The following is an 18,433-nucleotide window of genomic DNA, read 5'->3' as shown; positions in this document are numbered from 1 at the left end:
TTCGGGGGAGGCGTGAGTGAACATTCGGGCGCGGGCCGCACAGTGGCTGGACGGAACCGGGCGCGGAATCCGCAGCGGGGTCGCCTGGCTCGAACATGAAGCCCGCCTGACGTTCGACGGGAATCGCTGGGCCGGCGCCGTCAGCTGGAGGGACCGCGCGGCGGCCGTTTCCTGGCCGCGCGCCGGCGTCGCTGGAGCCTTGACCGTTCTGATCGCCGGCTCTCTCTGGGTCGTGCTTCAGCCGGATCGCCAGCCCGGGCCGCCCCGCCTGCCGACCGATCAGGAGTGGCGCGCCAGTCAGTCCGCGGCGGCAGCCATGCAGGCCGACCTCTCGCCGACCCTGGCGGCGGCCAACCGTTCGGAGCCGGCCACGCAATGACCCTGCGATCACTCCTCAAGGTTGGCGTCACGGCTTTGGCCTTGTTCGCCGCGGTGCCGGCCTCAGCCGATGTGCAATACGTTTACGACAGCTCGGGGCGGCTGATCAAAGCCATCTATTCCAACGGCGTCGTCATCCAGTATCGCTACGACGCCGCCGGCAACCGCACCCAGATCGTCACCTCGCAACCGCCCAATTCGCCGCCGGTCGCCGTCAACGACACGGCCTCCGTCAGCGCCTCCGCCAGCGTCAACATTTCCGTTCGCGCCAACGACAGCGATCCCGACGGCAACAGCTTGACGGTCATCCAGGTCGGGACGCCCAGCGGCGGAAGCGTCGTCATCCAGGGCGGCCAGACCTATGTCCGCTATACGGCGCCGGCCGCGGTCGGGACCTATAACTTCACCTACACGATTTCGGACAACGCGGGCGGCACGGCGACGGCGACCGTGACGGTGACCGTATCGTCGGCCAACGCGGCGCCGGTTGCCATCGACGACACCGCCAGCACCACGGTCAGCCTGTCCCAGTCGATCTTCGTCCTCTCGAACGACACCGACGCCAACGGCCACACCCTGACCGTCACCGGCGTGTCGAACGTGACCGGCGGGTCCGCCACCATACCCAGCGGCGGCGGCTATGTGGATTACATGGCGCCGGCCACGGCCGGCTCCTATTCGTTCACCTACACCGTCAGCGACGGCCACGGCGGGACCGACACCGGCCTGGTCACCGTCGAGGTCGGCCTGGGCGAGGAATGCGTTCCGACCAGCGAGAACCAGTGCGAGGTCGGCCCCTGACGATTAGCAGGTGAACGGCCCGGTCAGCCGCCGGTAGTCATGCACCACCCAGCCATCGGCCCGGCCCGTGAAGCGGGCCCGGACCCACAGCGCCCGCTCGCCATCCTCGGTTTGCAGACGGGCCCGGACATCGAGCTGATCTCCGGCGGAGACGCCCTGGATGGCGGAGATGGCGACGGCCTCGGCCCGCACCGCCGGGGCACGGCCATAGGTCAGGGCGCGTCGCAGGCAATCCTCGGCGGCCGCGTTCAACCGTAGCCGCCTCGAGAGTGAGGCCATATCCGGCGTCTCGCTCGGGTCGACCGATCCAGTCATTTCCACACCCGCTTGCGCCAAGGCTGCCCGTACGACTTCGAGATCGTCCGCCGCCGAATCGGCCTTGGCGCTCACAAGCGAGATCAGGATGTCGGGCTTGCCCGAGGCCTCCGCCGGCTGCTCGAGCGCCGCAGACTGGCCGGCGGTGAGGCGACCGAGCGCGGCGGCGACGGCGCTCTCCAGGGCGATGCGGGTTCGGATCTCGCGTGCCTCGTCGGCCGCGGCGGCGAGATAGGCCTGCAGCCCGACGGCCAGCGCGCCGCCGAACAGGGCGAGGCCGGTGGCAAACGAGATCGCTAGGAGGGAGACATAGCCCTCCCGCCCTCTCGGGTCAGGGCTCGACGGGCGTCTCAACCGGTAGTCCCAGCGCCTGCAGCCGCGCCACCATCTCAGCGGAGACCGCGTCGATGTCCGAACGGGCGCGGATCACCGTCGGACGCAGGAACATCACCAGCTCGGTCTGCCGCTCGGTCGTGTCGCGCGAGCGGAACAGCGCGCCGAGCGCCGGGATGCGGCTCAGGTACGGCACGCCGGTGTCGCCCAGGCTGCGGCTGGAGCGAAGGAGTCCACCGAGCACGACGAGCTGCCCGTCCTCGACCTGGATGCGGGTGCTCAAGCGCCGCTGCTGGATGGTCGGCGAGTCGATGTCCGACGAGGTCGTGCCGGACACCTCGCTCACTTCCTGTTCGATCTGGATGAACATGCGCCCGCTCTCGGTCACCCGCGGCGTCACCGACAGGACCACCCCGGTGTCCCGGTACTGCACGCTGTTGACGATGCGGCTGTCGTCGTTCAACCCGACCGCCGTCTGAGTGATGATCGGCACCTGGTCCCCGACCTGCAGTTCGGCGCTTTCGTTGGAGAGCACCAGGATGCGCGGCGTGGAGATCAGCTGCACGTCGGTGACGGTCGAGAGCGCGTTCAGCACGGCGCGAACGTCGAGGTTCAGGTAGCGGACGGAGAGGCCAGGGAAGCCGGGCGCGGCGTCATCATTGGCGCCCGAGGAGAAGCCGCCGGTCAGGTCGCCGTCGTCAAAGAACCATTGCACGCCAAAGCGCAGCCGGTCGTTCAGCGTCACCTCGGCGATCGTCGCCTCGATGAGCACCTGCGGCGGCGGCGCGTCGAGCTCGCGCACAATGTCCAGCACGTTGCGGTATTCCGCGTCGTCTGCGAGCAGGATCAGGGAATTGGTTCGCGCGTCCGCGGTCAGCCGCAGGGCCCCGGCCATCCCCGCGCCTGACGACCCGGCGAGGGGAGACGAACCCTCCGCGGACGCGGGCGCCGTCGCCGCGGACGGGGACTCCCCTGCCGCCGTGGCCCCAGGTGCGCCCGCCGTCCCCGTCCCGAGCAGAGACGACAGGGTGGTGACGAACTGGTCGGCCTCCAGGTTGGCCAACGGGATCGAACGCAGACGGCGCGCGGCCGGCGGCGGCGCGCGGTCGAAGCGCTGGATCCATTCCGCCGCCCGATCGAGCCCGGCGGTCGAGCGGGCGATGACCAACAAGCCGTTCAGCCGACCGAGCTCGATGAACTGGATCTGGTTGCCCATAGGGCCGTCCGCCCCCCCGAAGACCTGACGGATTTCGGAGGCGATGTCGGCCGGGGTGGCGTGCCGGACGGGAAAGAACTGCAGGCTTTTGCCTTCGAGCCAGTCCACGTCGAGCGACCGCGCGGTGCGCACCAGGGCGTTCACCGTGGTCGGGTCTCCGGAAATGTACAGCTGCTCGCGGGCGGGATCGGCCCGCACGGTGGCCCCCTCCCCGGCCAGCGGCTCCAGCAGGCGGGCGATCTCGGCCGCGCCGATCGATCTCGCCTGATAGACGGCCGTACCGGCCAAGGCGTCGACCCCTTCCCGGGCGACGACGGGCGGGGCGTTCAGTCGCGACGCCTGGGCGGCGGGCACGATGGCGTAGCCGCCTCCCTCGGCGACAAGGGCGGCGTTGAGGCTGCGAAGGGCGCGATCGAAGCTGGCGAGCGCCTCGGCCTCGCTCATGCGACCTGTCAGGCTGAGGGTCAGGGCGCCCTGCACCGACGGGTCGATGCGGAAGGAGCGCCGCAGGGTCTGCCCCAGGATCGCGTCGGCGACGGCGGCGACCGGCGCCTGATCGAACACGACATTGAAGGTCCGCACGGGCGAACGCTCAACCGCCGGCGACGCCGGCACCCGCGCCTCGCTCTCGATCCGCCAGGCCAGGTCATCGGCGGTCTCCGGCGTCTGGGCCGGATCGGGAACGGAAGCGGGAGCGGCGGGGCGGCTTTGCGGAATGACCGCCAGATCCGGACGGATGCTCCGCGGGGTCTCGCAGGCGGCGAGCAAGCCGAGACCGGCCGCGACAAGGGCGCGCGTGGCGATCTTCATCGGGCCGTTCCCAGGACGATGTCGCGCTTGAAACCGGCGCCGCCGGGGGCGCCGTCGGCGCCGTAGCTGGTCAGGGTGAACCGGTCTCCCGCCGCGGCGGGCGGCGCATAGACGATGGCGCGACCCCACGGATCCTTGGTCAGCGCGGGATCCGACAGGTAGGGGCCCGCCCATTCGGCGACGCCCTCGGGCGGATCCATGAGGGCGTCCAGCCCCTCCTCGCGGGTCGGATAGCGCGCCAAGTCGGCGGAATACATCTCCAGCGCGGCGGCCACGCTCTCCATCTTCAGGCGGGCGGCCCGTACCTTGGCGCGGTCCATCTGTCCGAGGGTCTGGGGCACGACGATGGCGCTGATCAGGCCGATGATGACCAGTACCACCAGCATTTCGGTGAGGGTGTAGCCCGCCCGGCGGATGCGCGCGGTTCGTCTCGCGCCCTCGGCTGATTTCTCCATGGCTCCCCCCGAACCAACACGCTACTCATGATCGACTATAGGGGGGAGCGGAGCCGAGTCCACGGCGTTTCATATGGTTAGACCTACACCTGTCGACGAGTTCGAGCTGCCGGCGCCCGCCGACACCCGGTCGGTCCTGGCCGAGGCCCTTCAGTTGGGCGGCAGCGCCCTCGCCCGCGCCCAGCGCGCCAGCGCCAGTTCGGGTCAGCCGCTGGCCGTGGCCTTGAGCCTGCTCGGCCTGGCCACCGAAGAGGCGATCGCCGAGGCCTGCAGCGCCCTGCATGACGCGCCGCGTTGGCCCGACGGCGTTCCGATCGAGCGGCTGGAGTTGCCGGGTCTCAGCGTGCGGTTCCTGCAGGATCGCTATGCCGTCGCCATGTCCGACGAAGAGGGCGGCTGGTGCCTCGGCCTGGTCGACCCCGGGGACGAAACCACCCGCGAGGCGCTGCGCTTCGCGCTCGGCCGCGACATCCCCGTGCGCACCATCACGCTCAGCGCTTGGCGGCGCGTGCAGGACGTGGCCGAACCCGCCGCCGAGACCGCGCGGCCGGCCGCCGCCGCGGCCACCTGGCTGGATGACGCCGAGCGGCTGAAGGACATTGCCCGGGACGCCCCGGTCGTTCGTCTCTCCGAACAGATCCTCGAGCGCGCCTTCCTGCTCAACGCCTCGGACGTGCATGTCGAGCAGAAGAGCGACCACACCCGGGTGCGCTTCAGGATCGACGGCGCCTTGCAGGATCAGGAACGGCTCGGCGTCGACATCGGGCCGGCCCTGATCGCCCGGATCAAGGTCCTCTCCGACCTCGATGTCGCCGAGCGCCGCGCCCCACAGGACGGGCGCACCACGATCAATGTCCGCGGCGTCCCGGTCGATGTCCGCATCTCGACGGCGCCGACGGTGTTCGGCGAATCCCTTGTCGTTCGCCTGCTCACCCGGCGCGACGTCGACTATTCCCTTGAGCGGCTTGGCCTGCGGCTCCCGGTCGCCGCCGGCCTTAGCCAGCTCCTTATGCGCGGCCACGGCCTGTTGCTGGTCACCGGCCCCACCGGCAGCGGCAAGACGACCACCCTCTACGCTGGGTTGCGCCAACTGGCCTCGGCCCGGAACAAGATCCTCACCGTCGAGGATCCGGTCGAATACGTCTTCGAGGACATCCTGCAGAGCCAAGTCAATGAGGCGGCCGGCTTCACCTTCTCGACCGCCCTGCGGTCCTTTCTGCGTCACGACCCCGACGTCATCCTGGTCGGCGAGATCCGCGACACGGAAACCGCACGCCTGGCCGTGCAAGCGAGTCTGACCGGCCATCTGGTGCTCGCCACCGTGCACACCAACGATGCGGCCACCACGCCGTCGCGGCTCATCGACATGGGGGTCGAGCGCTATCTGCTCGGCGACGCCCTGATCGGGGTCATGGCGCAACGCCTCGTGGCCCAGCTCTGCCAGGCCTGCAAGACGACCAGCCCGCTGGACGCCGATGAAACCGCCGCCCTGGGTGAGGCCGGATTGTCCCTGCGGCCGTCCTTGGTGGGACGGGCGCAGGGTTGTCCCGCCTGCGGCGGGGCCGGGCGCCGCGGCCGGAGGGCGGTGAGCGAACTCATGGTCTGCACGCCCGAACTGGGCGAGTTGATCGGCGCGGGCGCCCACGCCTCGATCCTGCGCCGACACCTGGTCGACCAGCCCGGCTACGCCACCTTGCGACAGGACGCGCTCGAACAATCGGCGGAAGGTCTGCTCGACTGGGGCGACGCCTGGCGCGTCGCCGACCGATGAAGGCCTTTCGCTATACCGCGCTCGGCCCGGACGGACGCCGCCTGCGCGGGGTCAGTTATGCGCCGGGCGCGGCCGCCCTGCGCGATCGTCTGGTGGAGGCGCGCCTTCACCCGCTCACCATCCAGCCGACCCTGCTGCAGCAGCGGGGTGGGTTGCGCCTGACCGACGCCGAGGCGGCGCGGTTCGGCCGCGACCTGGCCCAGCTGATGACCAGCGGCATGGCGCTGGCCCAGGCCTTGGCCCTGCTGGAGACGCGGGAAACCCCACGCATGAGCGCGATCGCCCGCGAGGTGCGACAGCGATTGATCGCCGGCGAACCCCTGTCCCGCGCGCTCGAGGCCGCGGACGGCGGGCCCGCCCGGTTCCTGCAGGCCCTGGCCCGGGGCGGCGAGGCCTCCGGTCGCCAGAGCGAGGTGCTCGCCGCCGGAGCGCGGTCGCTCGCCGCCGCCGATCAGCTGAAGAAGCGGCTGATCACCCTGTGCCTCTACCCCGCCTTCGTCATCCTCGTCGCCCTCGGCTCGATCGCCATCTACGCCTACGCCGTGCTCCCCTCCCTGGAGCCGGCGTTCGAGGGCATGGGCGGCGACATTCCGGCCCAGACCCAGGCCGTGCTGACCTTCGGGGTCATCGTGCGGGTGTTGCTGCCCATTCTGGCCGCGGCGACTGGCGGTCTGGCCGTCGCGATGACGCTGTTCGCGCCCGTGCGGCGCTCGGCCGGCGATGGGGTCGCCCGCCTGCTGATGCGCGGCAAGCGCTCGCCGCTGCGCGACTTCGTCTTCGCCAATCTCGCCGCCCGCCTCGCCGTCATGCTCCACGCCGGCGTTCCCCTCGCGCCGGCCTGGCGGCTGGCCCGCGAGCCGGTGAGCATAAGCTCGCTCGGCCGCGCCCTTGCGGCGCAGGACGAGCGTCTGATGGAAGGCGTGCGACTGTCGGAGGTGCTGCGGCGCATCCCCGCCTGTCCCCCCGACCTGATCCACTATGTCCTGATGGGCGAACACTCCGGGCAGGTGAGCGCGGCTCTGAACGACGGCGCCGCGCTGCTGGGCGCTCGCGCCCAGGAAGCGATCGAACGGCTGCTGTCCGTTCTCACGCCTCTGGTCATCATCGTCGTCGGCGCCATGGTCGGACTGATCACCATGATGGTGTTCCAGGGTTTGCTCGCTGTGGGAGACGCCGTTGCCTCCTGACGCAAGCAGCGCCCGCGGCGGCTATCTGACCATCGACGCCATGGTGGCGCTCACGATCACCGTTCTGGCGGTCGCCGCCGCCGTGGCGCTGGCCTCCAACGCGGTCTCGCGCATGGCCCAGGCGCGAGATCGCTTGACGGCGACGAGGATCGCCGACGATCTCTACGAGGATCTTTACGCGGGCGAGCGCGCCGGCGGACAACAGGTCGGCGAGACGGAGGGGCGTTCATGGACCTACACCAGCACCGGCGCCGGCACCGACGACGTCCCGTCCGCGGCGCGGCGGGTGCGCATCGTGGTCGACCGGCGCTTCGGCCCGGACCTGGTCGTCGAAGCGGTCGTGCCGCCCGCGCCGGCTACAGCGTCCTCGAACTGATGATCGCCATGACGGTCGCCTCGATTCTGCTGGTCGGCGTCGGCGCCGGCTATTCCGCGCTCGCCCGCGCCAGCCAGCAGCTCGCCCTGTCCCAGGCGGGGCTCGCCGATCGGCCCGCGCCGGGGTGCCGACCCGACGCCGCCGAGATCGCTGCGTCGGCCAAAGACCGCATCCGCTACCGGTGCGACCTTCCCGAACGCTGCGAATACGATACCGTCAGTCAATCATGCCGCTCGACGACCTCTCCCTCGACCTGAAGCCGGCCTCCGCGCCGCGACCCGAGCTGGAGGTGATGACGCGCGTGCTGCGGCTGCCGACCCGGTCGCTCCGGCAGGCGCGCGCCATCACGCGCCTGCAGCTGGACCGCCTCTCCCCCCTGCCCGTCGCCGACACCGTCTTCGAACTGGCGCCGCTCGGCCACGAGGCCGGCGAAACCGTCTATGCGCTCGGCGTCCTGCGGCGCTCGGCCCTGGCCGATCCGGCCTTCGGCGCCCAGCGGATCGTCGCGGTCGCCAAGACCGTCGGCGGGCAGGACGTCGTCTTCCGCTTCCGCAACGCGGGCGCCGTCGACGATCGCGAGGCGCGGTGGCTGCGGCATGCGCCCAGGGCGGCGATGGTCTGTCTCGGCCTCGCCGCGGTCGCCCTGGCCGGGCAGTTGCGGGCCGAGCAATGGCGTGAACGCCGCCTGCCCGAGATCGCCGCCGAACAACGTCTCGCCGCCCGCGCGGCCCGCCTCGTCGCCCAGCAGGCCGCGGCGCGAGCCGATTGGGCCGCTCTCGGGCGAACCGACGCCGCGACCCGCTATCTGTGTGCGGCGACCCGGATCGCGGCCGTCCGCCCGGACGGCGTGGCGGTGACCGGCGCCGCCGCCGACGGGCAGCGCGTGAGCTTGACGCTCGCCCCGGGAACGGACGCCGCATCCCTGGTCGCAGCCCTGGAGTTGCCCCCGGCCGCCGGAGCCCAGACTCTGGCCGTGACCTTCCCAAGCGAGGTCTGCGGATGACGCGGCGCACCCTCTGGCTCAACCGGGGCGCGGCGCTGGCGGCCGTCGGACTCACCCTTGTCGCCCTGACCTCCGCCCTTGCCGCGGGACGCGATCTTCGCGCCGTGACGACGGCCGGCGACCGGCCGGGCGGCGCTCCGATCACGGCCGACAAGGCCGCGCCGTGGACGCCAGGACGGCCCCTGCTGCGGCGCAACGGCGCGACCGCCGAGATCGCCATCGGCGAGCACCTCAACGGGCGGCTCGCCGAACTGGGATTGACGGTTCTTGCGGTGGACGCTTCGAACCTGCGCCCCTTGGGCGGCGGCCTGCACCTCGCGGAGGTGCGCGTCCAGGCGCTAGGCGACGCCGCCGCCTCGGCCGCGGTCGCCAACTGGATCGCCGTCAATCGCGAAGCCGTCCGGCTCAAATCCCTGACGCTCGGTCTCGGACCGACCCGGGAAGGGACCGTGGCGCTCGTGCTGCTGATGGTGATCGCATGACGCAGCTCGGGCGGCTTTGGGCCTCCGCGGTTCTCGGCGCGTGCGCCTTGGCGACGCTCGTCATCCTGATCTGGCCGGCCGCCGCGGCCCGCCCCCCGGCAGCGCCGGGCGTGGACCGCTATTTCGGAGCGGATCACCAGGCGCGCCGGAGCGGTCCCGTCGCGGGCTTTCCCCTTCGGCTTCACGCGGCCGGAGCGGAACCGACCGTAGTCGCCCCGACCGCCGTCCCGGTCCTGGTCGGTCTCGCCGGCCGGCGCGCCTATTTGCGCAGCGCCGACTCCGGCGAAGTCGAGGGCGTGTCCATCGGGCAAACCCTGGATGGATGGCGACTGGTCGCCGTGACCGGACGCAGCGCCACCGTCCGCGGACCGGCCGGAGATCGGAGCCTCGAGCTGTTCGCCGCGACCGAGCCGACCTCGGACGCGGCTCCGGATCCGGCCACCGATCCAGCCGCCGGCGGATGACGCCGCCGCTTCTCGCCGTGGCGCTGGGCGTGGCGGGTCTGATCGTCGGCAGTTTTCTCGGACTGGTCAGCCTGCGCCTGCCCGCCGGCGAGGATGTCGTGACTGGCCGATCCCGCTGCGGTGGGTGCGGACGGACTCTGGCCTGGCCGGATCTCGTCCCGGTCGCCAGCTACGCCGCCAGCCGCGGGCGATGCCGGACCTGCGGAAGCGCGATTCCCGTCCGCTATCCGCTCCTCGAACTGGCGGCCGCCGGCGTGGGAGTCTGGGCCGCGCTCGCCGGCCCGGACCCGGCCGGCGCGGTGTTCACGGCGCTGCTCGGCTGGCAGCTGCTGTTGATCGCCACGGTGGACCTCCAGCATCTCTGGCTGCCGGACCGGCTCACCCTGCCGCTGCTGGCGTCCGGTCTGTTCGCCGTGGGCTGGCTCGAGCGCGCCGGGCTCCGCGACGCCGTCCTGGGCGCCGGGCTCGGCTTCGCGGCGCTGTGGCTCTTCGGTTTCGCCTACCGCCGGCTGCGCGGCCGGGACGGGCTCGGCGGGGGCGATCCCTTCCTGTTCGCGGCCGGGGGCGCGTGGGTCGGCTGGCAGGGCCTGCCGCCCGTCCTCCTGATCGCGTCCGCGGCGGGCGTCGGCCTCGTCGTGGCGCGGCGGGCGGTCGGCGGCCGCCCGGCGGCGGACGCCCGGATCGCCTTCGCCCCGCTTCTCGGTCTCGGCGTCTGGCTGGTCTGGCTGATGCGGATCTGACCGGCGACCGGTCCGATCGCGCTGCCGTCGCTCACGTTTCGCGCGATAGCGAACGGGCTACGATCCGGGCCACCGCGTCGTGCCGCGTCCGGGTTTCGTCCGCCGGGGCCGAAACGCGGCTGACCTTCACCCGGTAGCCTTTCACCACGGTTTCGCTCGGCTCCGGCGGGGGCGCCAGAGCCTGGATGTAGTCCGGCAGGCCCTCCGGCGTGAGAAGCGCCACCCGGTTCCGATCGGGCTCGTCCAGGCCCGCCAGCACGGCGTCGCGGAAGCGCACGCCGGTCGCGCGCGACTTGACCACCACCAGCGCCGCCTGATCGACGCCGCCCGACAGGCATTTGCGGAGATTGGCGGCCTCGTGGGCGCCCGGCGTGGTGACCGACACCTCGAAGGCGACGCGCAGGCCGTCCCGCTCGAGCAACACGTCCGCCTGACCGCCGCCGACGGAAGCCTCGACGGTGGCGCGGAAGCCCTGCTGCTGGCCGAGCTCGCGGATCAGCGCCTGCAGATAGCGGTGCTGCGGACCGCCCTTGCCGGGCTCGACGGCCGGTCGGGTGGGACGGACCGGCGGCGGACCTGGCGGGCCCGGTAAGAGGACGACGTCCTCCGCGTCCGGCAGGGGCGGGTGCGGTGCGCCGACGTCGGGAGGTCGGGCCGCGGCGGGCGCCGGCGGCGCTTCGGCGGAGGCCGTGGGAAACGCCGGCAGCTCCGCCTCCATCGGCGCGCCGCAGTAGCGCGTCCGGTTGGCGTCCAGCAGACGCTCGAAGGCCTCCGCGCTCGAGGTCGGTTGCCGCTCCAGATAGCCGAGCGGGGTGGTGAGGCGCACCGCTCCAGGCGTCATGTTCTTCAGCCACGCGGCGAACTCGGTGCGGTCGCGCCGCCGGCGCATGCCTTCGATGAAGTCGGCCGTGGTGTGCAGTTCGTCGGCGAAGGCGCGGGCGTCGCGGGCCGACACCCCGCCGGCGAACTTCAACGAGGTGTTGGCGTGCAGCGCCGCGCGCAGCCGCGGCGACAGCTGATCCAGGGTCTGGTGCGCCAGGGTCAGGCCGACGCGATACTTGCGGGCCTGATTGAGGATGGTCTCGACATCGTCCCCGAAATACTCCTGCGCCTCGTCGATGTAGACGAAGGTCGGCGTCCGCTTCTCCGCCGCAATGACCGACCGCTCCAGCGCCGCCTGGGCGATCATGGCGATGAAGAACCGCCCCAGCAGGGCGCTGCCGTCCGACTTGAGCAGGTCCTTGGCGGTGGAGACGAGGATGATCTTGCCTTCGTTCATGGCCGCGTAGAGGTCGAGCTTGTTCTCGCGCTGCAAGAACATGCGCTCGAAGGCCGGGGTCGACAGCACGCCCCACAGCCGGCGCAGGATCTGCTTCTTGGTGGCGGCGAAGGACGGGGCGAAGAACTCGGTGGCGAAGAAATGCCGCGCCGAGCCCTGCAGCCGGCCCATGTGCGGCTTGAACGGCGCGCCGTCCTCCATGACCTGCATCAGGGTGTGGAGGGTGGCGCCCGGAATGGTGATCATCAGCCGCGCCAGATAGCGGAAGATCACCCCCTGCTTCTGGGTCAGCTCGGCCCCGAGCATGGCCCCGAAGAAGGTCTCGTAGAGCTCGACGACGCCGTTCAGCACCCGCTCCCGGTCGACGGCCGAATAGCCCTCGGTCCGATCCAGATGGGCGTCGAACAGGTTGAGCGCGGCCGGGAACTCGATGTCCGACGGATCAACCAGCACCAGCCGGTCGGCGAGGCTCCCTTCCGACTCCGGCGAGAACAGCTCCAGCCGCAGCAGCTTCTGGATCAGGTCGCCCTGGCTGTCGATCACCACCACGGAGCGGCCGTCCTCGACCGCCTTGACCAGATCGTCGTGGATCAGCCGCTGCAGCAGCTGGGTCTTGCCGTGGCCGGTGCCGCCGATGATGTGGCAATGCTCGAAGCGCATCGCGTCGGGCACCCGGAACGGCACCGGCAGGTCGAGCAGGTCGGCGAAGGGCGTGCCCGCCAGGTACAGTTCGACCAGTTCGGACGGGGTCTTGCCCTTCTGCCGCGTCGGGACGATCAGCCGGTCGGAGACGGCCTGCGGATCGGCCTCCGGCGAGAAGCCCGAGGCGACGAGCATGTTGGTGATCAGCCGCACCCGCAGGCGCTCGAACAGTTCCAGCCGCAGCGGCTCGTCGTCATAGGGCAGCATGACAAAGCGCTCGACGGCCTCCGCCGGATCGTCGAGCAGTTCGATCAGGGGCACGCCGAGCGCATCGCCGCCCTCCGTGTCCCAAGGGGCGAAGCACCCCTCCGGCAGCGTCTGGAACAGGCGGCGCAAGCCCTCCCGGAGTCGGCCCCGGACGAGGCCGAACATGCGTTCAAAGTCCCCCGCCCAGCGGCGCCGGCGCACGAGCAGCTTGCGGACCTCGACGGCGACCGCCGCGTCGCCTTCGATCACCGGCCAGTCGGCTTCCAACGCGATCAGATCCTCGCCGCGCAGCACCCCCTCGGCCGCATCGGTGGCGGCGATCAGCACCGGCAACGCGGGGATGCGGTCGCAGGTCCGAATCACGTCCTTGACCACCTCGATGGCCAGATCGTCGACCGGCGTCTCGGCCAGGGGCGAGGCGCGCCACAGGGCCTCTACCTCGGCCCAGCGCTCGCGCGTCTCCTGCAGCTCCCGCCCGCGGGTGCCGCCGGCGAGCCAGTTGGTAAGGTCGCTTCGGCCGAACACGCGCTACAGTTCGAGGACTTCTTCGCCACCGAAATGGGAGGCGGCGTCGAGCACGGCCTTGAAGGTCCGCGCCGCCTCGCGGATCTGCTCCTCGATGGCCAGCAGCTCGACCACGTCCTTGACCTCGATGCGCTTGCCGCCCTCGAGATCCTTCACCGTCAGGGTCAGGGTCACCGCCTTCCAGGCCAGTCGCGAGGCCACCCCCAGCAGGCCGCTGCCGCCGGTGATCTCGTGGCTGGCGTAAAGCTCCGTGTCCTGGAGCTTATATTTGCGGATGCGCTCCCTCTCGTCGGCGGACAGGTCCGCCCGCACCTCGAGGGTGAAGAGCACCTTGCCCAGCAGGCCCGCGCGCTGGTCACGCCGTATCAGCAGTTTCATCGCCCCCTCCCAGAGCATCGCCGCGAGGCCCCGCCGCCGGCTCCGCTCTGCAGCGGTCGCCTCGCTTGCCGCGCGGTGTCCGCCGCATTGATCCGCCAATCCAGGCCGGAGCGGCAGGGAGATCGCACGCCGAGGCGCAGACCCTGCACGTCGCCGGCCGCCTATCCACGCTCGTTCAAGCTGCCGCACGTTACCTAAAGTATTATATTTGGCAACCACCGTTCTCCGACGGGTGGGCCGCTGCGAGCGCGACCCAACACGCTCGGCCTCTGCACCCCGAGCCCGGCTCGTCGGGGCGGGGCCCGATTCGAGAATCCCGTCTGGCGCCCGCGTCTTAACCAACATAGGCTGCGACGCGGAGGGGCGATGACGGGACGACTTACACAGCGTCAGCTGGAGTGCTTGCGGCTGTCGGCGACGATGACCGACAAGGATATCGGTCGGCACCTCGGCATCTCACACCACACGGTCAGTCTTCATATTCGCGAAGCCCTCCGCCGGCTTGAGGTTTCATCCCGGAAGGCGGCGTTGCGCCGACTAGCATGCGAACCGCTATACGGACTGGACGCTATGGCCGTCGCGCCGACCCCGGCGCTGGATCGGCCTGCGCCGGGCGATCCGGCGGATGACGCGCGGGGACTGATCGAGACCCCGACCGCCGCCTGGTTTCTACCGCCGCCGCCGCGGCGCGGTTTCCGGCTCGGTCTGGTTCTCGTCTTCGCCGCCGTCGCCGCCTTGATCACGGTCGGGATTGTGAGTGTGGTGTCCGGAGCCGTCGGGGCCCTGGCGTCGCACGCGCCGCCCGCCGCCAACCTGACGCAGGACTGATCACCAGCGTTAGGAACCAGATTATGAAGAACAGACATGTCGGCGTCCGGATCGCCCGCCGCCTCCAGACTGCGGAACACGCCGTCGACAAGGCCATGGTCGAGACCAGCGCCCTGATCCAGGCCATGATCGAGAGCCGGGCCGATGCGGGGTTCGCGGCGGCGGTCGGGCACCCCGCCCTCCTCGACATGGTGCGCGGGCTGTCCCAACTCGCCGAGGCCAGGGGCGCCGTGGTGGACGGCCACAACGGGCTCGCCGCCGTGGCCGAGGCTCACGCGATCGGCTGGAGACTGGACGGGCCGCTCGAGGACAAGCCGATCGCCGTCGTCGAGGCGGTCCCGGCGGCCGCCTGAGGCGGGTCTGGGAGCCGGCATGACCTCAACGCAGCTCTCCGTCCTGTGCCTGAGCATCCTCAGCATCGGGCTCCAGCTGTGGAAGGGCCGGGGCGCGGAACGGCTCGCCGCTCTCGCCTTTCTGGCGGCGATGCTGGTCACGCCCTTGGTGGACGGCGTCCAGATCGACGGGCTGCGATGGGGTGTCGCCCTCGTCTCGGTCAGCCTCTTCGGCGCCCTGCTCTGGTTGAGCCTGACGGCCGACCGTTGGTGGCTGATGGCGGCGGCGGGCGTGCAGTTGCTCACCGTCGCCACCTATCCGGTGGCCATGCTCACTCCGGACGGACAGGTCTGGGCCAACGTCACCTTCCGCTTCGTCGTCTGGGTCGAGTTGATGCTGATCGGGCTATTCGGCGTGTGGGAGGCCCGCACGGCGACCTACGCCCGGCCGCGTTCGGCCGGCGGCTGAGCGCTCGATCCCATCATTCCAATGTTCGCGGCCAAGCCGCAACCACCGTCCCGAGGGGGGACTGCATCATGTCTGACAAATGGACTTTTGAGACAGCCTTCGATTTCTGGCGCCGGCACGTCACGACGGATCTGGAAGCGGTCTGGGACCGCTTCGTCTCGGCCGAGGCCTTCCTGCTCGACCACAAGCCGGGAACGCCGCTCGAGGCGGACGGCGTCTTCGAGGTCCTGCTCGAACAGGGATCGGATGGACGAGGCGACGGGCGCGACCGACGCGCGCTCCAGCGCCTTCGCGCCTATGTTCGCGGCCTCCCCCAGGCCCTCGCGGCGGCGGCCTAGGATACGCGGCTGACCGCTCTTGCCTCGCCGGGGCTCTTTCGGCCAAGGTCGCCCCAAGGAGACCTGTATGCCGCGCGCCATCGCCACCACCGACCCCGTCGATCTCGTCGTGGGCCAACGGCTGAAAGCCGCCCGGCAGCGCTGCGGCCTGTCCCAAGCCGAGCTCGGCAAGGCGATGAACCTGAGCTTCCAGCAGGTCCAGAAATACGAGCGGGGCACCAACCGCATCTCGGCCTCGATGTTGGTCCGCGCCGGCAAGGCGCTCGGCGTGCCTGTGGCCGACTTCTTTCCGGACGTCGAACCCGATCCGGCGGCCGACTCCCGTATCGATATCCGGTCGCTACGCGGCGGCGAGGCGCTCACGGAGCATTTCGCGGCCATGGGGCCAGAGCGACGCGCCCTCCTGCTGCAGATCGCCCAAGCGTTCGCGCTCGGGCCGGATGACCGCTCCTCCGGCTAGCCGCTACGGGGGCGTTCCGCCGACCCGTCTGCCGGGCGGGACTAGAGGCCTTGGCGATAATGCGCCAGACCGACGGCGGCGGCGGCGAACAGCGCGCCGCGTGCGTCCTCGCTCTCCCAAGGCCTGCGCCGCTTTGGCAACCGGTGGCGGAACGCTTCGCAATGCCGCGCGACGGCCTCGGCGATCTCCCGTCGCGTGCGCGCCTTCACCTCCGAAAAAGCCTCGCGCACCTCGGCGCGGCTGTAGACGGCGGTTTCGACGCCGCGGTGGTCGGCGGCGCGCCGAACCGCCCGGCAGAGATCGGCGATGCGCAAGGCGCGGCGGGTCGTGGCGCGGTCGTAGGCCTCGAGCACGAGGGTTTCGGGGGCGGAGCGGTCGAGCAGCCGCTCGAGACGGCGCAGGCAGCTGGCGTTCTTGTCCGCCCCCACCGAAACCAGGCCCCAGTCGACCGGTGCGAAGGGGCCCTCGAACAGCACCCAACCGAAGCCGCGGCTGGTCGGATGGAAGGCGAGCACCCGCTCGCCGGCGGCCGTCGCCACGACGGAGCTCATACGATGTCCGGGTTAGGCGTGCGCCCGATCATCTCGAGCAGCAGGGCGCGCTTGCGCGCGGCCCCGGCGTCGACGCGGCCGCGCAGCTGCTGATCCAGGCGCGCGGCGTGGCGCATGACCACGTCGTGGTTCTCCTCGAACAGATCCGGAAACAGTTCGGCGACGCCGACGCCGAACACCGCCTCGCAGCGGATGGCGAACGGCAGGCTCGGCCGCCCCTGGCCGAGTTCGAGCCGGGAGACGACGCTGCGCGAGGCGTGGCCGAGCAGCAGGGCGAGCTCGCGTTGGGACAGCGCCCATCGCTTGCGATGGAGGCTGAGATAGTTGCGGTGGGACATAGGCGGGGAGCGTTAGATGAGCGACCGATGACGATCGTTCCGTCATCTTCCCCTGAACGGCGCCTTGGCCGTAGACGGCCGATTGCCCCGCGCGGCGACCGCCGCCGGCCGGGGCCGCGGCCCCTCCCGGGGCCCGTCAGGCCGCCGCGGATTCGACCGGAACGCCGTAGCGGGCGGCCAAGGCCTCGACCTTGCCGCGCTCGCCGGCGGGGATCACGAAGACGCCGTTGGACTTGGCCGTGGCCAGCTTCAGCCGTTCGCGCAGGCGCCAGCCGACCTGGCGCGGACTGGCCGGCGGCGTGCGGCTGTCACCGCCAAGCCGGTTGAAGGCCTCGGTCACCGCCGAGACGGTGACGCGGCCTCCGGCGGGGTCGGCGAAGCGCTCGGCGAGCGCCTGGACCAACAGGCCCTCGGGCGAGGCGGCGCGTTCAGCGGCCATACGTCGCTGCTCACGGGACATCGCCTGATGGAGCTCGGCGCGCAGGGCCGGGTCCTCCATCAGCGACAGCAGGGACAGGGCGGTCTGGTTGAGGCGCGGATCGACGCCGGCGGCTTGGCGATCCGGGTGCGGCCGCACGCGCGCGCGCTGCGTCAGCCGCCAGGCGAGGAGCGCGTTGCGCAGGTCGAGCGCCTCCCGGTGCAGCTCCGGCGGGGTCTGGATCGGGATGTCCGACCGCAGCGGCCGCTGCCCGGTCTCCTCGGTCAGGAAGCGGCTCTCGAGCGCCCGGTCGGCGAAGCCGTGCCGCATGGCCACCAGCTTGGGTCCGTAAACCCGGAAGGCGCGTGGATTGAGCTCCTTGTGCCGGTTGGTCATGGTCCGCAGCACCGGCAGGCCGGCGGTGTTGCCGTTGTTGAGGATCTTGCTCAGCGGCGCGGTCGCGTCCGAGAAGCGGAAATCCGCCTCGTCGAGCACCAGGGTGCCGCCGAAGGCGTCGAGCACATGGAAGATCGGCGACACCGTCGAGGCGCCCGAGGCGAAGAACGGCTTGTAGCAGAGCGCCCCGATGGCGGTCAGGGCACGGGTCTTGCCGGTGCCGTAGTCGCCCCTCAGCCGCAGGTACGGCAGTTCGTGGAAGGCGTCGTAGACCCAGCTCAGCAGCACATAGTGGGCGGCGATCGCCTCGAAGGTCGGCGACAGGTCGACGTAGCGGTGCAGGAAGGCCTGCACCCCGGCCACCAGCGCCGCCTGGGTGGTGAAGGCCCCGACGGCGGAGGGCAGCAGGACGCAGCCGGTGGCGATCAGATTGTTGTCGGCGGCGTAGGGGACGAGCCGCTCACCGTCGGCGAGGTCGATCGCGTCATGGACGGCGACGGGTCCGTCTGGGTCCGCCAAGGCCAGGGCCGTGGCGCGGCGCTCCGGGTCGTAGAGCAGCTCGATCAGCCGCCCGTCGGGCAGAACGCGCGAGACGGTCGGCGTCGGCCCTGAAGTGGCGCGGTCGCTCATGACCTTCAGCCTACGCCCCGCGGGGCGAGCGGAAAGACGGTCGGCGGTCGCGTGGAGAGTCTTTCGAGACAGGCCCGCTTCAGTATAGCGCGCCGGGGCGCGCGTTTTTCCAGAGGTGGGGATGGCGGGCCGGATCGAGCCGCCGGCGCGGCCGTCCTCTCCGTAGAGCTAAGGGACTCCGTCCCTCGCGCGCGCCAGGGTGCGCGGCTGCGCCGCCGGCCCGCGGGGTGTCCCCGGTCTTCCTTCGCTGC

23 protein-coding genes are annotated in these 18,433 nt (G+C 71.2%); 15 read left to right on the top strand and 8 right to left on the bottom strand.

Annotated features, from left to right (window positions below; genetic code table 11):
* Positions 1-16: 16 nt before the first annotated feature.
* Both VEC04_RS07640 and VEC04_RS07635 read left to right on the top strand, forming a co-directional pair.
* Positions 17-379 (top strand): hypothetical protein, encoded by a 363-nt coding sequence (locus tag VEC04_RS07640; protein ID WP_324775467.1) that lies wholly within the window; start codon positions 17-19, stop codon positions 377-379.
* A complete protein-coding gene (locus VEC04_RS07635; RefSeq protein WP_324775465.1) occupies positions 376-1,179 on the top strand; it encodes an RHS repeat domain-containing protein in 804 nt (267 codons plus the stop codon). The genes VEC04_RS07640 and VEC04_RS07635 overlap by 4 nt, the downstream gene beginning before the upstream one ends.
* 3 nt (positions 1,180-1,182) lie before the next feature.
* On the opposite strand, the gene VEC04_RS07630 is transcribed toward VEC04_RS07635, so the two are convergent.
* From VEC04_RS07630 to gspG, 3 genes are read right to left on the bottom strand one after another with little or no spacing between them, the layout of a single operon-like run.
* The gene (locus tag VEC04_RS07630) at positions 1,183-1,848 is read right to left on the bottom strand and encodes a hypothetical protein (protein ID WP_324775463.1); all 666 of its coding nucleotides are present in this window, start codon (positions 1,846-1,848) and stop codon (positions 1,183-1,185) included.
* Complete coding sequence (gspD, locus tag VEC04_RS07625) at positions 1,826-3,853, bottom strand: type II secretion system secretin GspD (protein ID WP_324775461.1); 2,028 nt, start codon at positions 3,851-3,853, stop codon at positions 1,826-1,828. Before gspD ends, VEC04_RS07630 begins: the two co-directional genes overlap by 23 nt.
* A complete protein-coding gene (gspG, locus tag VEC04_RS07620) occupies positions 3,850-4,308 on the bottom strand; it encodes a type II secretion system major pseudopilin GspG (protein ID WP_324775459.1) in 459 nt (152 codons plus the stop codon). The genes gspD and gspG overlap by 4 nt, the downstream gene beginning before the upstream one ends.
* A gap of 73 nt (positions 4,309-4,381) precedes the next feature.
* Here gspG and VEC04_RS07615 point away from each other — a divergent pair, with 73 nt between their 5' ends.
* The 8 genes from VEC04_RS07615 to VEC04_RS07580 are packed head-to-tail and all read left to right on the top strand — an operon-like array spanning position 4,382 to position 10,331.
* The gene (locus tag VEC04_RS07615) at positions 4,382-6,079 is read left to right on the top strand and encodes a GspE/PulE family protein (protein ID WP_324775457.1); all 1,698 of its coding nucleotides are present in this window, start codon (positions 4,382-4,384) and stop codon (positions 6,077-6,079) included.
* On the top strand, positions 6,076-7,266 hold the full coding sequence (locus VEC04_RS07610) for a type II secretion system F family protein (RefSeq protein WP_324775455.1): 1,191 nt from the start codon (positions 6,076-6,078) through the stop codon (positions 7,264-7,266). The genes VEC04_RS07615 and VEC04_RS07610 overlap by 4 nt, the downstream gene beginning before the upstream one ends.
* Positions 7,256-7,642 (top strand): hypothetical protein, encoded by a 387-nt coding sequence (locus VEC04_RS07605; RefSeq protein ID WP_324775453.1) that lies wholly within the window; start codon positions 7,256-7,258, stop codon positions 7,640-7,642. The genes VEC04_RS07610 and VEC04_RS07605 overlap by 11 nt, the downstream gene beginning before the upstream one ends.
* Positions 7,642-7,899, top strand: coding sequence for a hypothetical protein (locus VEC04_RS07600; protein WP_324775451.1), 258 nt, complete (start codon positions 7,642-7,644; stop codon positions 7,897-7,899). Before VEC04_RS07605 ends, VEC04_RS07600 begins: the two co-directional genes overlap by 1 nt.
* A complete protein-coding gene (locus tag VEC04_RS07595) occupies positions 7,869-8,645 on the top strand; it encodes a hypothetical protein (protein WP_324775449.1) in 777 nt (258 codons plus the stop codon). The genes VEC04_RS07600 and VEC04_RS07595 overlap by 31 nt, the downstream gene beginning before the upstream one ends.
* Complete coding sequence (locus VEC04_RS07590; protein WP_324775447.1) at positions 8,642-9,127, top strand: hypothetical protein; 486 nt, start codon at positions 8,642-8,644, stop codon at positions 9,125-9,127. Before VEC04_RS07595 ends, VEC04_RS07590 begins: the two co-directional genes overlap by 4 nt.
* 47 nt (positions 9,128-9,174) lie before the next feature.
* Complete coding sequence (locus VEC04_RS07585; RefSeq protein WP_324775445.1) at positions 9,175-9,591, top strand: hypothetical protein; 417 nt, start codon at positions 9,175-9,177, stop codon at positions 9,589-9,591.
* On the top strand, positions 9,588-10,331 hold the full coding sequence (locus VEC04_RS07580; protein WP_324775443.1) for a prepilin peptidase: 744 nt from the start codon (positions 9,588-9,590) through the stop codon (positions 10,329-10,331). Before VEC04_RS07585 ends, VEC04_RS07580 begins: the two co-directional genes overlap by 4 nt.
* A gap of 31 nt (positions 10,332-10,362) precedes the next feature.
* Here the strand turns inward: VEC04_RS07580 and VEC04_RS07575 are convergent, their stop codons facing one another.
* Together VEC04_RS07575 and VEC04_RS07570 are read right to left on the bottom strand one after the other, a co-directional pair.
* The gene (locus VEC04_RS07575) at positions 10,363-13,044 is read right to left on the bottom strand and encodes a type IV secretory system conjugative DNA transfer family protein (protein ID WP_324775441.1); all 2,682 of its coding nucleotides are present in this window, start codon (positions 13,042-13,044) and stop codon (positions 10,363-10,365) included.
* A 3-nt stretch (positions 13,045-13,047) separates the two neighbouring features.
* Entirely contained in the window at positions 13,048-13,422 is a 375-nt protein-coding gene (locus VEC04_RS07570; protein ID WP_324775439.1) for a hypothetical protein, read from the bottom strand.
* Between the two features lie 366 nt (positions 13,423-13,788).
* Here VEC04_RS07570 and VEC04_RS07565 point away from each other — a divergent pair, with 366 nt between their 5' ends.
* The 5 genes from VEC04_RS07565 (at position 13,789) to VEC04_RS07545 (ending at position 15,849) form a co-directional block, all read left to right on the top strand.
* On the top strand, positions 13,789-14,250 hold the full coding sequence (locus VEC04_RS07565) for a helix-turn-helix transcriptional regulator (protein ID WP_324775437.1): 462 nt from the start codon (positions 13,789-13,791) through the stop codon (positions 14,248-14,250).
* A 23-nt stretch (positions 14,251-14,273) separates the two neighbouring features.
* Complete coding sequence (locus tag VEC04_RS07560; protein WP_324775435.1) at positions 14,274-14,603, top strand: hypothetical protein; 330 nt, start codon at positions 14,274-14,276, stop codon at positions 14,601-14,603.
* Between the two features lie 19 nt (positions 14,604-14,622).
* On the top strand, positions 14,623-15,051 hold the full coding sequence (locus tag VEC04_RS07555) for a hypothetical protein (RefSeq protein WP_324775433.1): 429 nt from the start codon (positions 14,623-14,625) through the stop codon (positions 15,049-15,051).
* 68 nt (positions 15,052-15,119) lie between these two features.
* The gene (locus VEC04_RS07550) at positions 15,120-15,389 is read left to right on the top strand and encodes a hypothetical protein (protein ID WP_324775431.1); all 270 of its coding nucleotides are present in this window, start codon (positions 15,120-15,122) and stop codon (positions 15,387-15,389) included.
* 67 nt (positions 15,390-15,456) lie between these two features.
* On the top strand, positions 15,457-15,849 hold the full coding sequence (locus tag VEC04_RS07545) for a helix-turn-helix transcriptional regulator (protein WP_324775429.1): 393 nt from the start codon (positions 15,457-15,459) through the stop codon (positions 15,847-15,849).
* Between the two features lie 41 nt (positions 15,850-15,890).
* Here VEC04_RS07545 and VEC04_RS07540 read toward each other — a convergent pair whose 3' ends face one another.
* The 3 genes from VEC04_RS07540 to VEC04_RS07530 form a co-directional block, all read right to left on the bottom strand.
* Positions 15,891-16,400: a hypothetical protein gene (locus VEC04_RS07540; protein WP_324775428.1), complete on the bottom strand. Its 510-nt coding sequence runs from the start codon at positions 16,398-16,400 to the stop codon at positions 15,891-15,893.
* A complete protein-coding gene (locus VEC04_RS07535) occupies positions 16,397-16,738 on the bottom strand; it encodes a helix-turn-helix transcriptional regulator (RefSeq protein ID WP_324775426.1) in 342 nt (113 codons plus the stop codon). Before VEC04_RS07535 ends, VEC04_RS07540 begins: the two co-directional genes overlap by 4 nt.
* 136 nt (positions 16,739-16,874) lie before the next feature.
* Positions 16,875-18,182, bottom strand: coding sequence for a hypothetical protein (locus VEC04_RS07530; protein ID WP_324775424.1), 1,308 nt, complete (start codon positions 18,180-18,182; stop codon positions 16,875-16,877).
* Positions 18,183-18,433: the final 251 nt, after the last annotated feature.

Origin of the sequence: Brevundimonas sp. (genome assembly GCF_035626535.1) — a bacterium.
Classification (GTDB): domain Bacteria; phylum Pseudomonadota; class Alphaproteobacteria; order Caulobacterales; family Caulobacteraceae; genus Brevundimonas.
This window is presented reverse-complemented; position numbering and strand designations above follow the sequence as displayed.

Coding starts and splice junctions, on each gene's coding strand:
- VEC04_RS07635 (WP_324775465.1), top strand. CDS start 376: ATGACCCTGCGATCACTCCTCAAGGTTGGCGTCACGGCTTTGGCCTTG.
- gspD (WP_324775461.1), bottom strand. CDS start 3,853: ATGAAGATCGCCACGCGCGCCCTTGTCGCGGCCGGTCTCGGCTTGCTC.
- gspG (WP_324775459.1), bottom strand. CDS start 4,308: ATGGAGAAATCAGCCGAGGGCGCGAGACGAACCGCGCGCATCCGCCGG.
- VEC04_RS07615 (WP_324775457.1), top strand. CDS start 4,382: ATGGTTAGACCTACACCTGTCGACGAGTTCGAGCTGCCGGCGCCCGCC.
- VEC04_RS07610 (WP_324775455.1), top strand. CDS start 6,076: ATGAAGGCCTTTCGCTATACCGCGCTCGGCCCGGACGGACGCCGCCTG.
- VEC04_RS07600 (WP_324775451.1), top strand. CDS start 7,642: ATGATCGCCATGACGGTCGCCTCGATTCTGCTGGTCGGCGTCGGCGCC.
- VEC04_RS07595 (WP_324775449.1), top strand. CDS start 7,869: ATGCCGCTCGACGACCTCTCCCTCGACCTGAAGCCGGCCTCCGCGCCG.
- VEC04_RS07590 (WP_324775447.1), top strand. CDS start 8,642: ATGACGCGGCGCACCCTCTGGCTCAACCGGGGCGCGGCGCTGGCGGCC.
- VEC04_RS07580 (WP_324775443.1), top strand. CDS start 9,588: ATGACGCCGCCGCTTCTCGCCGTGGCGCTGGGCGTGGCGGGTCTGATC.
- VEC04_RS07570 (WP_324775439.1), bottom strand. CDS start 13,422: ATGAAACTGCTGATACGGCGTGACCAGCGCGCGGGCCTGCTGGGCAAG.
- VEC04_RS07565 (WP_324775437.1), top strand. CDS start 13,789: ATGACGGGACGACTTACACAGCGTCAGCTGGAGTGCTTGCGGCTGTCG.
- VEC04_RS07560 (WP_324775435.1), top strand. CDS start 14,274: ATGAAGAACAGACATGTCGGCGTCCGGATCGCCCGCCGCCTCCAGACT.
- VEC04_RS07555 (WP_324775433.1), top strand. CDS start 14,623: ATGACCTCAACGCAGCTCTCCGTCCTGTGCCTGAGCATCCTCAGCATC.
- VEC04_RS07550 (WP_324775431.1), top strand. CDS start 15,120: ATGTCTGACAAATGGACTTTTGAGACAGCCTTCGATTTCTGGCGCCGG.
- VEC04_RS07545 (WP_324775429.1), top strand. CDS start 15,457: ATGCCGCGCGCCATCGCCACCACCGACCCCGTCGATCTCGTCGTGGGC.
- VEC04_RS07540 (WP_324775428.1), bottom strand. CDS start 16,400: ATGAGCTCCGTCGTGGCGACGGCCGCCGGCGAGCGGGTGCTCGCCTTC.
- VEC04_RS07535 (WP_324775426.1), bottom strand. CDS start 16,738: ATGTCCCACCGCAACTATCTCAGCCTCCATCGCAAGCGATGGGCGCTG.
- VEC04_RS07530 (WP_324775424.1), bottom strand. CDS start 18,182: ATGAGCGACCGCGCCACTTCAGGGCCGACGCCGACCGTCTCGCGCGTT.